The organism is Neobacillus solisequens (assembly GCF_051233465.1).
Taxonomy (GTDB): Bacteria; Bacillota; Bacilli; order Bacillales; family Cytobacillaceae; genus Neobacillus.
In genome coordinates, this window is the sequence record NZ_JBKFGJ010000017.1 from 1 (window position 1) to 12748 (window position 12748).

The 12748-nt window shown below is 41.2% G+C and carries 13 protein-coding genes; 9 read left to right on the forward strand and 4 right to left on the reverse strand.

What is annotated here, in order from left to right:
* Window positions 1–596 precede the first annotated feature (596 nt).
* Complete coding sequence (locus ACI3K6_RS15785) at window positions 597–1028, reverse strand: VOC family protein (RefSeq protein WP_435555561.1); 432 nt, start codon at window positions 1026–1028, stop codon at window positions 597–599.
* Window positions 1029–1146: 118 nt separating this feature from the next.
* Between ACI3K6_RS15785 and ACI3K6_RS15790 the strand changes: the two genes are divergently transcribed.
* Window positions 1147–1686 carry a DUF1697 domain-containing protein gene (locus ACI3K6_RS15790; protein WP_435555562.1) on the forward strand — a complete coding sequence of 180 codons (540 nt, stop codon included), beginning with the start codon at window positions 1147–1149 and terminating at the stop codon, window positions 1684–1686.
* A 26-nt stretch (window positions 1687–1712) separates the two neighbouring features.
* Here ACI3K6_RS15790 and ACI3K6_RS15795 read toward each other — a convergent pair whose 3' ends face one another.
* Window positions 1713–2600, reverse strand: coding sequence for a MurR/RpiR family transcriptional regulator (locus ACI3K6_RS15795; RefSeq protein WP_435555563.1), 888 nt, complete (start codon window positions 2598–2600; stop codon window positions 1713–1715).
* Window positions 2601–2769: 169 nt separating this feature from the next.
* On the opposite strand from ACI3K6_RS15795, the gene ACI3K6_RS15800 reads away from it, so the two are divergent.
* Entirely contained in the window at window positions 2770–3414 is a 645-nt protein-coding gene (locus ACI3K6_RS15800; protein ID WP_435555564.1) for a YczE/YyaS/YitT family protein, read from the forward strand.
* Window positions 3415–3438: 24 nt separating this feature from the next.
* Window positions 3439–4869: a 6-phospho-beta-glucosidase gene (locus ACI3K6_RS15805; protein WP_435555565.1), complete on the forward strand. Its 1431-nt coding sequence runs from the start codon at window positions 3439–3441 to the stop codon at window positions 4867–4869.
* Between the two features lie 44 nt (window positions 4870–4913).
* Here ACI3K6_RS15805 and putP read toward each other — a convergent pair whose 3' ends face one another.
* Entirely contained in the window at window positions 4914–6410 is a 1497-nt protein-coding gene (putP, locus tag ACI3K6_RS15810; protein WP_435555566.1) for a sodium/proline symporter PutP, read from the reverse strand.
* 220 nt (window positions 6411–6630) lie between these two features.
* Here putP and ACI3K6_RS15815 point away from each other — a divergent pair, with 220 nt between their 5' ends.
* On the forward strand, window positions 6631–7185 hold the full coding sequence (locus ACI3K6_RS15815) for a thioredoxin family protein (protein ID WP_435555567.1): 555 nt from the start codon (window positions 6631–6633) through the stop codon (window positions 7183–7185).
* 295 nt (window positions 7186–7480) lie between these two features.
* Here the strand turns inward: ACI3K6_RS15815 and plsY are convergent, their stop codons facing one another.
* A complete protein-coding gene (plsY, locus tag ACI3K6_RS15820) occupies window positions 7481–8107 on the reverse strand; it encodes a glycerol-3-phosphate 1-O-acyltransferase PlsY (protein WP_435555568.1) in 627 nt (208 codons plus the stop codon).
* A 106-nt stretch (window positions 8108–8213) separates the two neighbouring features.
* Between plsY and ACI3K6_RS15825 the strand changes: the two genes are divergently transcribed.
* The 5 genes from ACI3K6_RS15825 (at window position 8214) to ACI3K6_RS15845 (ending at window position 12522) form a co-directional block, all read left to right on the forward strand.
* On the forward strand, window positions 8214–8966 hold the full coding sequence (locus ACI3K6_RS15825) for a class I SAM-dependent methyltransferase (protein ID WP_435555569.1): 753 nt from the start codon (window positions 8214–8216) through the stop codon (window positions 8964–8966).
* 368 nt (window positions 8967–9334) lie between these two features.
* Window positions 9335–9898: an RNA polymerase sigma factor gene (locus tag ACI3K6_RS15830; protein ID WP_435555570.1), complete on the forward strand. Its 564-nt coding sequence runs from the start codon at window positions 9335–9337 to the stop codon at window positions 9896–9898.
* On the forward strand, window positions 9895–10443 hold the full coding sequence (locus tag ACI3K6_RS15835; RefSeq protein WP_435555571.1) for an anti-sigma factor family protein: 549 nt from the start codon (window positions 9895–9897) through the stop codon (window positions 10441–10443). Before ACI3K6_RS15830 ends, ACI3K6_RS15835 begins: the two co-directional genes overlap by 4 nt.
* Window positions 10440–11516, forward strand: a complete 1077-nt coding sequence (locus tag ACI3K6_RS15840) for a hypothetical protein (protein ID WP_435555572.1) — start codon at window positions 10440–10442, stop codon at window positions 11514–11516. Before ACI3K6_RS15835 ends, ACI3K6_RS15840 begins: the two co-directional genes overlap by 4 nt.
* Before the next feature lie 85 nt (window positions 11517–11601).
* The gene (locus tag ACI3K6_RS15845; RefSeq protein WP_435555573.1) at window positions 11602–12522 is read left to right on the forward strand and encodes a hypothetical protein; all 921 of its coding nucleotides are present in this window, start codon (window positions 11602–11604) and stop codon (window positions 12520–12522) included.
* The last annotated feature ends 226 nt before the right edge of the window (window positions 12523–12748 follow it).

A 12748-nucleotide genomic window follows, 5' to 3' on the forward strand; every position in this document is an offset into this window, starting at 1 on the left:
TCAGAGCCAAAAAAGCGAGGCTGTGTCTGAAGATGAGCGAGCTTCAGACAAGTCAGAGCTAAAGAAGCGAGGCTACGTCTGAAGATGAGCGAACTTCAGACAAGTCAGAGCTAAAAAAGCCAGGCTATGTCTGAAGCCGAGTGAACATCATACAAGTCAGAGCCAAAAAACTGAGGCTGTGTCTGAAGCCGAGCGAACATCGGACAAGTCAGAGCCAAAAAAGCGAGGCTGTGTCTGAAGATGAGCGAGCTTCAGACAAGTCAGAGCTAAAGAAGCGAGGCTACGTCTGAAGATGAGCGAACTTCAGACAAGTCAGAGCTAAAAAAGCGAGGCTGTGTCTGAAGCCGAGTGAACTTCAGATAAGTCAGAGTCAAAAAAGCGAGGCTGTGTCTGAAGCCGAGCGAACATCGGACAAGTCAGAGCCAAAAAAGCGAGGCTGTGTCTGAAGATGAGTGAACTTCAGATAAGTCAGAGTCAAAAAAGCGAGGCTGTGTCTGAAGCCGAGCGAACATCGGACAAGTCATAGCTGCAAAAACAAGATCATGTCCGAAGAGAAAACAAGGTGGTCCAATCTTTTGGCCACCCTTTTTCAAAAACTAAAAAGAAATCATTGCCCCACGATCATCGAAAACAGCACTCGGGTTCCAGGCCACTTCCCAGAGATTATTCTCTGGGTCAGCAAAATAAGCGGTGCGTCCGCCCCAGAAGGCATTGCTAGGTTCGCGAAGAATTCTCGCCCCCGCAGCACGGATTTCTTCGATGGTTGTGTCAACCTGTTCCGGTTGATCTACATTAATAGCAAGCGTAACCGGGCGAAACCCATCGCCTGAATTCGTAAAGTCCACTCCGGCATCTTTGGCCAGCTCCTCAATCGGGAATAAGGAAAACAGAACCCCAGCTGTTTTAAATACAGCATATTGATCCGAACTGATCTCTGTTTCTTCCCACCCCAGCGATTGATAAAAGGCACGAAGCTCCGGTAAATTGACGGCGCCTATCGTTACCAAACTCACTCTTTGCAATACCATAAAAATCCCTCCTTACAGCATCTAGTTCTACAGTAAAAAGCCGTTTTCCTGCAGTAGTTTAGTAATTAAAGTAAATGGTAAGATTGAATGAAGAGACTACTAAATAAGGGGTGCACAAATGACCATTTATATTGGACTATTAAGAGGTATTAATGTTGGCGGGCATCATATTATTAAAATGGCAGATTTAAGAAATCTATTGGAAGCAATGGGGTTGCGAAAGGTTAAAACGTACATACAGAGCGGAAATATCTTGTTTGAGTCAGATGAAGAGTCCCGGTCCCTCACAAAGCGATTGGAGGACGAAATCAGTAAAACATTCGGCTTCCCGGTGCCGGTAGTCTTGAGAACAGCTACTGAACTGAAGGAAATCATTCAAAATTGCCCTTATACACTAAGCTCCTTAGATGAAGAGGAAAGTGTTCATGTTGCTTTTTTGGCAGAGGAGCCTTCAACCGAAGGGGTTAACCAGTTAAGCTCTTTTCAAAATGAAAAGGAACATTTCCAGATGATCGGAAAACAGGTTTATCTATTTTTTCAAATTAGCTTTAGAGATTCAAAGCTTGCCACAAAGTTGTCGAAGCTAGGTGTACATGCAACGGTTCGCAATTGGAAAACCGTTATGAAGTTGGATTCCTTGGTCAATACTCTAAAATAAGAGAAAGAGGATATTTAGGTTGTTTCCTAAATATCCTCTTTCTCTTTTATTAACTCACTATCCGAAGTTCGCTCATCAATTTTCCTCGAAATATTCGTCTTATACTCTAGGTCACGATGGTAGTTTAATTTAAATAAACAGGAATAAAGGATATCCAGAACGAGGTGAATCGAATTATTAGATGAATAGGTGGCAATTTTAGAATAGAGTTTTTCTCTGGTTGAGACAGAAAGCGTACAGTTTGCATATTTTGATAAGCTATTTTCACCGATGCTTGTTAGGGCAATGATGGGAGTTTTGTTTTTCCTTAAAATCTCGGCAATCTTTAAGACTTCTTCTGATTCCCCGGTGTAGGAGATTAAAATGGCCGTATCCTTCGGAGAGGAATTCAAAGCAACATATACCTGTTCTTCCGGTAAATTCATGATCTCTACACGGCGATTGATGCGGAGCATTTTATGTTTGAAATCGTAAGCCATCAGGAGAGAATTGCTAATCCCAAATATATTGATCATTTCTGCATTCGCCAACAGATCAATGGCCTGTTTGAGATCCTCGTTTTTTATAAGAGATAGTGTATCCTGAATCGTCTCTGTGGCCAGATGGCCTATTTTTGAAGCAACCGCCATAAAAGTATCATGGGGTTGAAAGGGAAAATTGGGATCAATTTTGGTAAAGTGGCTGTTTAAATAATAAAGCTCCTCTAGATACTTTTCCTTAAATTCATTCCAGCCGCTGAAGCCCAGCTTTTTTGATAAACGGACCACAGTGGATGGGGAGGTAAACGTAGCATTGGCCAAGTCGATAGTGGATAGTTTCTCAATATTCTCTTTTTCTTTCAATATGTACTTCGCAAGAATCTCCTCGGATTTCGACAAAGATTCCATGGCTTCCAGTCTATTTGAAATGATCATGGTAAAAGTAACCCCTTTATATTGAAAAGGCATTTCAACAATCTATAGTAAAATACGAAAATAATTGAAAAGGCTTTCTAATCTGTTCGCAAAGTATTCTAATGCGGTAATTGATTTTATATTATTACATTAACGCTTTTTAATCAAAGATAATCGAGGATGAACGGACATGATGAAAGCAATTCAAAGGGTTATCATTGTTGCCATTAGCATGATTATGACAGGTGTGGGTGCAAGCATGGCATTAAAGGCAGCTGTCGGAGTCGGAGCATGGGATGCTTTGAGTCAAAGTATATCAGGAGTCATCGATATGAAAGTTGGAACATTTTCAATGATGATGAATATTAGCTGTGTGCTGATTCAACTTTTCCTCTTGAAAAAAGAATTTAAGCTGAAAACTTTGACACAAATCTTAGTGGCTATTCTGTTGGGATATGTCGTTAATTTTATGTTCTATGACGTTTTTGCCAGGTTTACTATCCACAGCTATTGGGCTAACATCGTATTGCTGATCGTATCTTGTGTTATTTGTGCAGGAGCCGTTTCGATGATTATGACGATTAACTTAATCACGTTTCCCTTGGAATCATGTTGTATGGTGATCTCGAAAAAGATCAATAAAAACTTCGGAGCGATCAGACAATTTGTGGACATCTTATCCATTGTGGTCGCCTTGGGAGTTTCGTTTTTCTTTAATCAAAGCATCACGGTTAGAGAAGGTACGGTTATTATGATGCTTCTCTTTGGCCCGTTGTTAAATGTATTTATGAAAATGATGATGCCAAGATTAAAAAAAGTAGGGTTAATAGATTAGTTTATATTTTAGGAGGAGACTTTCATGGCTTTTCATAAGGATTTTTTATGGGGTGGTGCTGTTGCAGCTCACCAGGTTGAAGGTGGATGGAATAAAGGCGGTAAAGGACCAAGTGTGGCAGATGTAATGACCGCTGGTGCTCATGGAGTGCCGCGAGAAATTACCGATGGCATCATCGAAGGGAAATACTATCCTAACCATGTTGCAATTGATTTTCATGGCCACTATAAAGAAGATATCGCTTTATTTGCCGAAATGGGCTTTAAGTGTTTTCGCACAAGTATTAACTGGACACGGATTTTTCCAAAAGGGGATGAATTAGAGCCGAATGAAGAAGGCCTGAAATTCTATGATGATCTGTTTGATGAATTGTTAAAGTATGGGATCGAGCCGGTTATTACCCTTAGCCATTTTGAAATGCCGTACCACCTCGCAAAAGAATACGGTGGCTGGCGGAGCCGTGAAGTAGTTGATTTCTTTGTGCGTTTTTCAACTGCTGTAATGGAACGTTATAAAAATAAAGTGAAGTACTGGATGACTTTTAACGAAATCAACAATCAAAAAAATACGGCGAATCCTATCTTTTTATGGACCAATTCAGGGGTTCGTTGTGAAGAAGGAGAGAATCCAGAAGAAGTGATGTACCAGGCTGCCCATCACCAAATGGTGGCAAGTGCTTTGGTCGTGAAGGCTGGACATGCTATTAATCCTGATTTTAAGATTGGCTGTATGGTTTCTTTTGTTCCGATTTACCCTTACTCTTGCAACCCGGATGATATGATGCTTCAGGTGGAATCCATGCATGACCGCTGGTTCTTTGCAGATGTACATTGCAGAGGTCACTATCCTGCTTATGCTTTAAAAGAGTGGGAAAGAAAGGGCTACAACATCAAGATGCAGCCGGAAGATGCCAAGATTTTGGCGGAAGGAACTGTTGATTATATTGGGTTTAGCTATTATATGTCTGACGCAGTAAAAAGCGGCGTGAATGAACTGGATGATAAAACAGTGGTTGGTTCAAAATCCAGTGTGAAGAATCCATTTGTGAAAGCTTCTGACTGGGGTTGGCAAATTGACCCTGTGGGGTTACGCTATTCCTTGAATCAATTATATGAGCGCTATGAATTACCACTTTTCATTGTAGAAAACGGCTTCGGTGCTATTGATGTGAAAGAAGAAGACGGCAGCTGCCATGATGATTACCGTATTGACTATCTAGGTGCCCATATTAAAGAAATGAAAAAGGCTGTTGAATTAGATGGCGTGGAATTAATGGGTTATACTCCATGGGGCTGTATCGATTGTGTTTCCTTTACAACTGGTGAAATGAAAAAACGCTACGGCTTTATCTTTGTGGATCGCGATAATGAAGGCAATGGAACGCTTGCCAGATCGAAAAAGAAATCGTTTGAGTGGTATAAGAAGGTAATTGCATCAAACGGAGAAGAGGTTTAATAAAGAAGGAGAACATATCGGCGTATATGTTCTCCTTTTTCCTATTAAGAAGCGTCTTTCATCAAACGGATGCTTTCTTCAAATTCTTTTTCAATTTGTTCGTTCTTTTTATAAGTTGCCAGGCTGATGACAACAGCGACGACTGAGTTCAAGAGGAAGCCTGGAACGATTTCATATAAGGATTCTCCGAAAAATACCTTTCCAAGGTCGAAGTTTTTCCATAGGATTACCGTTACGGCACCGACGATCATACCGTACAGGGCGCCCCAGTGGTTCATCTTTTTCCAGAACAAGCTTAACAGAATGACTGGTCCGAAGGAAGCTCCGAAACCTGCCCAAGCATAAGCAACGAGGCTTAGAATGGTATTGTTTTGTCTAAAGGCAAGTGCGGCAGCCACCACAGCGACTAAAAGCACGGCCATTCTCCCTAAGAAAACCAGCTGTTTGTCCTTTGCTTCCTTATTGACGACCGCTTTGTACAAATCCTCAACTAAAGCACTGGAGGTAACGATTAACTGAGAAGAGATCGTGCTCATAATGGCTGCAAGAATGGCAGCCAAGGCAAATCCGGCAAAGAGCGGATGGAAAAAGATCTGGCTCAAGGAAATAAAGACGGCTTCCGGGTTATCCAGTTTATAATCCGCGTTATTATGGAAAAAGGCTAATCCGATAAATCCAGTAAAGATCGTACCAAGTAAAGAAAAAATCATCCAGCCCATTCCAATACGACGGGCACTTTTCGTTTCTCTTACAGTGGTAATAGCCATAAAGCGAACGATAATATGTGGCTGGCCAAAGTAACCAAGTCCCCATGCCATCGCAGAAACAACCCCTAAAAAGGTAGTTCCTTTAAAGAAATCGAGAATGGTTGGATCAATGGCACGAATCGTATTAAATGTTTCTACAGGACCACCAGTCTTAAAAATACCAATCGCCGGTACAAGCAAGAGGGCAATTAGCATCATTAAACCTTGAATAAAGTCTGTGTAGCTGACGGCAAGGAATCCGCCAAATAAAGTATAGGCAACGACCACGCCACCAACAATATAAAGTCCTGTAAGATAGCTTGTACCAAAGGAGCTTTGAAAAAAGACGGCGCCGGAAACCATACCGGAAGAGACATAGAAAGTAAAGAAAGTAAGAATAACGATACCAGAAACAATGCGAAGTAGTTTTGTGTTGTCTTTAAAGCGATTTTCAAGAAAGCTTGGTATAGTGATGGAATCATTGGCTACTTGGGTGTAGGAACGCAAGCGTGGTGCAACTAATAACCAGTTTAAGTAAGCACCAATCGTTAAGCCAATGGCAATCCACGCATCTGCTAAACCGGTTACATAAATTCCACCCGGCAGGCCCATTAACAGCCAACCACTCATATCGGCCGCACCGGCACTAAGCGCTGTTACTGCGGGTCCTAAAGACCTTCCTCCGAGCATGTAATCTGTGAGATTGCTTGTTTTTCGATAAGAATACCATCCAATAAAAAGCATCATGGCTAAGTAAATTCCAATCGAGACCATTTGTAGAGTTGTATTGGACATCCTTTATCCCCCTTTATTATCTTGGAAAATATTTAAAATAATATTTCCTCTTTATAAAATATTCTATCAATTGTATAAATCTATTTCTACTGTTAAATTATTGGTTTTGTTAAAAAAGTAAAAAATACTTGTAATATAATAATCCTTGGGGATGTAAGCAGGATCATTGCCAATTAGTTTACAATTCCGCTATGATAGAAAATAAAAAGGAGTGATTGTAATGACAGAATTACTTTCATGGTTCCAAAAAGGAATGACGGTAAAGGAATACATTGACTCCATGGATAAAAATAAAACAAAAATGCTATCCATTTATGAGAAATTTGTTGTAGATGAGGAAAGTATAAACAAACTTGCAGCGCTTAAATCTCGGGAATTACGGGTAATTGTGTTAACAGAGGATTGGTGCGGAGATGCCATGCTCAATAATCCGATTTTATTCAGAATTGCTGAGGCAGCAGGAATTGAAATTCGTTGTTTATTACGGGATCAAAATCTGGAACTCATGGACCAATACCTCACTAATGGTACCTCAAGAGCCATTCCCATTTTTATTTTTATCGACCAAGAAGGCAGTGAAGTGGCTGTATGGGGACCACGAGCTCCGGAAATGCAGGCATTAGTGGAAAGAGAACGGACGAATTTGCCTGATAGGGAAGCACCCGACTTTCAAGAAAAACAATTGGCCATGTATAAGCGGCTAGTGGCATCCTATCAAACCGATGAGACCATCTGGCAGACCGTTGCTGACAGCATCATATCTAAGTTGATTTAAAAAAATGCCACTGGCAAGGTGAATTCCTTTCCTAGTGGCATTTTTTACATTTTGGCTGTGTTAAAGAACAGTGTTGATTTTTTACACCCTGTTGATTGGAGTGGAAGGTGCGAAGACTCCTCGAAAATGCTAACGCATTTCCTTCGTGCGTGGGCGAATTCCAGGAAGAAAATCAATGTCCTGTGGGAGTACGGTTCTGGAGAGACCCCGCAGGCGCAAGCGCCGAGGAGGCTCGCCGAAACGCCCACGAACCGCTTGCACCTGGAGCGGAAATCAACAGACAAGTTTAACAGACCTACATTTTAAATCCATTTTTCTTTGGGGGAATACGGTCATTGAGCAAATGTTTATCGTTGATCCTCGGTTCAATACCTAAAATAAAGTTGCGTATATTAGAACGGTGCAGAAAGATTAATAGGATGAAGAAAAATAAAAAGATAAGTTCAAATTCTAATTTTGAAGAGAAGAGATCAAAGACTAGCATGCTGAGACCAACAGAGATGGAGCCGAAAAAGACGTATTTTGTTAAAAATATCATGAGAAAAAACGAAATGTAGGCAATGATTAGTAAAGGAAGATTGCTGATCAATAAAGCACCAGCAGTGGTGGCAATCGCTTTGCCACCTCTGAAGTCAGCAAAGATAGGGAAGCAATGTCCAATGACAGCGGTAAGACCAAAGTAAAGCGGTTCGGTCTGAAGGTGAAAGAACAGAGGAAGATAGGCCGCCAGAGCACCTTTTCCAAGGTCAATGAATAGAACAAAGAGAGCGGATTTTTTGCCTAGAACCCTGAGGGTATTAGTGGCACCGGGATTTTTACTTCCAAGTTCCCGGATATCAACCCCGTATATGATCTTTCCTACAATTAACGCTGTCGGGAAACTTCCAATTAAATAAGAAGCAAGGAGCAGCAACCAGAACATAAGGATCATTCCCTTAAAATATTTTTCTTTCATTCTACCATAAAGAAATGGTATTATTTTGTTGAATTTTCATGTATTGGAAATGAAGTGAAAAGAGGCGCCGATGATGGAAAATATTGATTTTGGCCAAGTTATTAAAAACTATGCTAGCTCAAGAGAAGATATTCCCCCAGCTATGATGGACAGTTTAATGATTCGTGGTATTTCTTTTGAAGGAAAAAAAGTAGTAGATTTAGGATCGGGAACGGGTACGTTAGCACGAAAAATAGCAATGAGAAAGGCAAATGTTGTGGGGGTTGAGCCATCATCTGACATGCTGAGGCAGGCGCATCAATTGAATACAACGAGAAACTTTACGATTCCTTATACTCAAGCTACAGCTGAAAACACGGGTTTGGATGACTCAACTTATGATATTGTTACTGTCATGAGAGCTTGGAATTTGTTTGATCGCGAGAAAGCTCTTCAGGAGATTAAAAGACTCTTGAAATCGAAAGGGATACTGATTGTGATAGAATCAGGATTTACTCCCGATTCGGAAGTGGTGAACAAAACCCTAACTGTTTTGAACAGGGATAAGGAGGGCGGTAAAAAGTCGTTCTCCAACCAATTCATCAATGGTTTTCCAGTCGAGTGGTTTGCCGAATGGCAGCACAATGGTTTTGAACTTCGGGATTTTTACAAATTGAAAGATTCAATTACGTTAACAAAAGAGGAATGGATGGAAGTATTCATGGTTACCGACATGGATGGAACTCAAAGGAATGGATTGTTTGATGAAATATTCTCAGGCATATCTGATAAAGAATCGTTTGAAATCCCATATGAATGTAATCTTTGTATTTTAACATTGGCATAATAGATCATATCGGAAACGTGCGAAGACAGATTCGCACGTTTTTTTAATCGTTGGCTCTGTTAAACTTGTATGTTGATTTCCGCTCCAGGCACTTCGCTTTCCGTGGGCGTTTCGGCGAGCCTCCTCGGCGCTTGCGCCTGCGGGGTCTCTCCAGAACCGTACTCCCACAGGACATTGATTATCTCCCTAGAATTCGCCCACGCACGAAGGAAATGCGTTAGCATTTTCGAGGAGTCTTCGTGCCTTCCGCTCCTATCAACAGGGTTTAAAATCAACAGTATTCTTTAACATAGCTTAATCGTTAAAAATATTTTTTTGAAAAAAGTGTAGGGGTTATCCATAGTAGGTTCGTCTATTAGGTGTACAGATTGAAAAGAAAGGGGGAGAGAACCATTAGTGATACGGTTTTAATTCAAAAAGTACTGGATGGCCATGATCATGCCTTTCGGCTTTTGGTCGAGAAGTACCGCAATGATGTGTTCCGGACGGTTTTTGCAATCCTTCGCGATCAAAAGGAAGCCGAAGATGCGGCCCAGGAAGTATTTATCAAAATCTATATGTCTCTCTCCCAATATGAAAATCAAGGTTTTAAAACTTGGATGACAAGGATTGCTGTCAACCATGCCATTGATATGAAACGAAAACAAGCACGCAGGCGAGAAGAAGTTTTCGAGGAATTTGAAACATTAGGGACGACGGAGGACAGTTTGGAAAGGGAAATTTTGCAGAAGGAGCAAAAACAGCTGGTCCGAAAGCGGCTTAATGAATTACCGGAAAATTACCGGGATGTCATATTTGGCTTTTACATAGCCGAAAAAAGCTACCAGCAAATGGCTGAGGAACAAAATGTTCAAGTCAAAACCATCGAAACCAAACTGTACCGCGCCCGTAACTGGATCAAAAAAAACTGGAAGGAGGACGATTTTTCATGACGCATTTTACTGAAGAACAATGGCAGCAATACGTAACAGGCGACTTAACCGACCAAACCAGAGAACAACTGGAAAACCACCTATATACTTGCGACCAATGCTTAGAAAAATATCTAAAAGCTGTTGAAGTAAATGAAACATCACTCCCGGCCCTTCCAGACACTAGCGACTTCACCGAACTCGTGATGGGGGCACTAAACACGGTGCCTGTCACCGAAAACACTACTGATGGATTAGAAAAGGTGCCTGTCACCAAAAGCACTAGTATTGAATTGGAATTGGTGCCTGGCACCACAACAAGTTCAGTTAAAAAAAGAACATCGAAGAGGCCATTATATCAGCGGGCGGTATTTCATTATTTGCTGGCAGCAGCAGCGACGATCTTACTGACGTTTACAGGAGCATTTCAATCATTAGCTAAATATGCGAATTCCTTGGAGGCAGGGAATGTGCAAGAAAAGCGGCCTTCGGTGACGGAGGGTGTTATAGATAAGACATTTGCATGGATGGATTCATTAGAGAAGAAGGAGGCAATTAGGAAATGAAAAGTTCAACAAAGGCATTAACCTTATCTTTGTTTCCGGGACTTGGCCTTATTTATTGGGGAAAAATGTTCCGCGGGGTCCTATATTTATTGTTGGTATTTGGCTGTGCGTTGATCACAGTCATTGGAATCGCCAATGGCACTGGGGATGCCATCATTATTCCTTTTATGGTCGGGATTTTTATTTACTTTGTTAGTTTTATTGACATGGGTGTGCAAATTTCTAAGCAAAAGAAAGTGTTGCTAGCTGCTGACCTCGGTGTGCCGAATTCTCAGGCAGCTCAAGATTCCGAGCGGTTTTATACGATTGTCCTTTCGTTTATTCCAGGACTCGGCCATTTTCAATTAGGATTAATGAACCGTGGATTAACCCTTTTAGCTAGCTTTCTTGGATTGGGAATCATGGTGATTTTCGTGACAGCCCTATCAGACAGATCAGAATTTCTCGTCTTTTTATTAGGTCTTCCGGTCATATGGGTGTATGGATTTTTTGATGCCGTTCAACAGGTAAACAAAAAGCAGCGGGGAGAAGAGTTGGTCGACAGGACAATTTTTGAGGATTTTGAAACACGGCGGGAAGATGGTAAAAAAAGCAAAGCCATTGCGACATTTCTATCGATTTTCCCTGGGGCTGGACACTTATATCTTGGGCTGCAGCGCCGTGGGATTCAACTAATGGCAGCATTTTTATTCTCAGTTTATATTCTCGATGTGCTTAGGCTGGGCATCTTTCTGTTTTTGATCCCGATTATTTGGTTTTATAGCTTTTTTGACGGACTACAAAAAGTTTCCCGCTATAACGAGGAAACCTTGGAAGATGTTCCGATTATCTCCTACTTTCTCAATCATCAAAAATGGGTCGGCATTGGTCTGATTTTACTAGGAATGTATTACTTAGTAGTAAATATCTTGCTTCCGGTGTTCTCACCTATGCTGACAAAATTAATCAATATCGATCTTGCCTATTGGGTGCAAAGCTATTTTCAAACAGGGCTTGTCTGCTTTGTCCTGATCGTTGGTGGCATCAAGCTTTTAACCGGCAGCAAGCATAAAAGGGAGGAAGGAAAATCATGAAAAAATGGAAAACAGGGTTGGCAGCAGCCGTCTTAATCGGGGCGGGGATTAGCTTTCTTTTTAAAAAAGGAAAGGGGACAGGGGTATGAGAACGTGGCGTGTCGGTACATTTTCAATGGGAGGGGCGCTGGTTTTGCTGGGCCTCTTCCTGTTTCTCTCCCGATTTTTCGGGTTTGATCTAATTCAGGCGATGGCAGCTTGGTGGCCTGTATTATTAATTGTTCTGGGAATCGAAATACTCCTTTACTTATTCTTATCCAGACAGGAAAAGCCCATTTTAAAATATGACTTTTTAAGTATTATTTTTGTTGGATTGATCGGAATGGTTGGAATTGCCTTTGCTGTACTAAATACCACAGGACTGACAGGGAAAATTGAAGAGGTTATGGTTAGAGAAGAGCGCTCATTTGAGCTACCGGATTTCACTTATCAGGTGAATGCCGGCATCAAACGGGTGGTCGTTCGTACGACAGGCTATGATATGACCATAGAGTCTAGTCCGGAAAATGCTGTTTCTATGTTTGGAACATATAGAGTGCAGACGGCGGATAACACCAAATTGATTAAGAGGCCGGACGATTATATTTCAGCTAATCAAAAAGGCGACACCCTTTATATCAATGTGAAATCGTTACCTAATGAAGTAGCTCCGTTTAACCAACAGGGAGAGGTGGCTGCTACGGTTCTGGTTCCTAATAATATAAAGGTTGAGGTAATTGGCAGCGATAACACACTTAGATTAAAACCAAGAACGCTCACAAGCAATTGGAATATTGAAAGTGCGGCATCTATCGTTTTGGATACTTCAGAAAGTAAGGATCTCCAGGTCGCAGCAGTAGGAGTGCAAGAGGTTACAGGAAAAGATGGCGAATGGAAAGTAACTGAAAAGCCTGCCACAGGAGAAGGAGAGCCTTCATTGAAAAGTGCCATTTTTCAGTCAGGTGAGGGGAAATACAAGATTAATATTGCTAATGCCTATCAGGTTAGCCTTAACTCTGGGCAATAAATTCGATGAGCTTCCGGAACAATGACCTTTAGGCCGCCGGGGGCTTTTTATGTGACGAAAAAAGTAATTTTTTTAAAAGAGTAGGCTAGATAAGAGGATTCTACCAGTTACAAAATGACTAGAAAACGGAGGGAGAAGGTAGCGCACAACCCAAAACCAAACGGATTATTTACTTTTTTTTTGCAAAATAAGAAAACAGCGGTATTATATTAGATGGATGCATCGC

What these genes read in the sequence shown, in the direction of transcription:
- plsY (WP_435555568.1), bottom strand. Translation starts at nt 8,107, where the DNA reads ATGTTCTGGTTGCTGCTCCTTGCTTCTTATTTAATTGGAAGTTTCCCG.
- ACI3K6_RS15845 (WP_435555573.1), top strand. Translation starts at nt 11,602, where the DNA reads ATGAGAACGTGGCGTGTCGGTACATTTTCAATGGGAGGGGCGCTGGTT.
- ACI3K6_RS15790 (WP_435555562.1), top strand. Translation starts at nt 1,147, where the DNA reads ATGACCATTTATATTGGACTATTAAGAGGTATTAATGTTGGCGGGCAT.
- ACI3K6_RS15835 (WP_435555571.1), top strand. Translation starts at nt 9,895, where the DNA reads ATGACGCATTTTACTGAAGAACAATGGCAGCAATACGTAACAGGCGAC.
- ACI3K6_RS15800 (WP_435555564.1), top strand. Translation starts at nt 2,770, where the DNA reads ATGATGAAAGCAATTCAAAGGGTTATCATTGTTGCCATTAGCATGATT.
- ACI3K6_RS15840 (WP_435555572.1), top strand. Translation starts at nt 10,440, where the DNA reads ATGAAAAGTTCAACAAAGGCATTAACCTTATCTTTGTTTCCGGGACTT.
- ACI3K6_RS15805 (WP_435555565.1), top strand. Translation starts at nt 3,439, where the DNA reads ATGGCTTTTCATAAGGATTTTTTATGGGGTGGTGCTGTTGCAGCTCAC.
- putP (WP_435555566.1), bottom strand. Translation starts at nt 6,410, where the DNA reads ATGTCCAATACAACTCTACAAATGGTCTCGATTGGAATTTACTTAGCC.
- ACI3K6_RS15815 (WP_435555567.1), top strand. Translation starts at nt 6,631, where the DNA reads ATGACAGAATTACTTTCATGGTTCCAAAAAGGAATGACGGTAAAGGAA.
- ACI3K6_RS15785 (WP_435555561.1), bottom strand. Translation starts at nt 1,028, where the DNA reads ATGGTATTGCAAAGAGTGAGTTTGGTAACGATAGGCGCCGTCAATTTA.
- ACI3K6_RS15795 (WP_435555563.1), bottom strand. Translation starts at nt 2,600, where the DNA reads ATGATCATTTCAAATAGACTGGAAGCCATGGAATCTTTGTCGAAATCC.
- ACI3K6_RS15825 (WP_435555569.1), top strand. Translation starts at nt 8,214, where the DNA reads ATGGAAAATATTGATTTTGGCCAAGTTATTAAAAACTATGCTAGCTCA.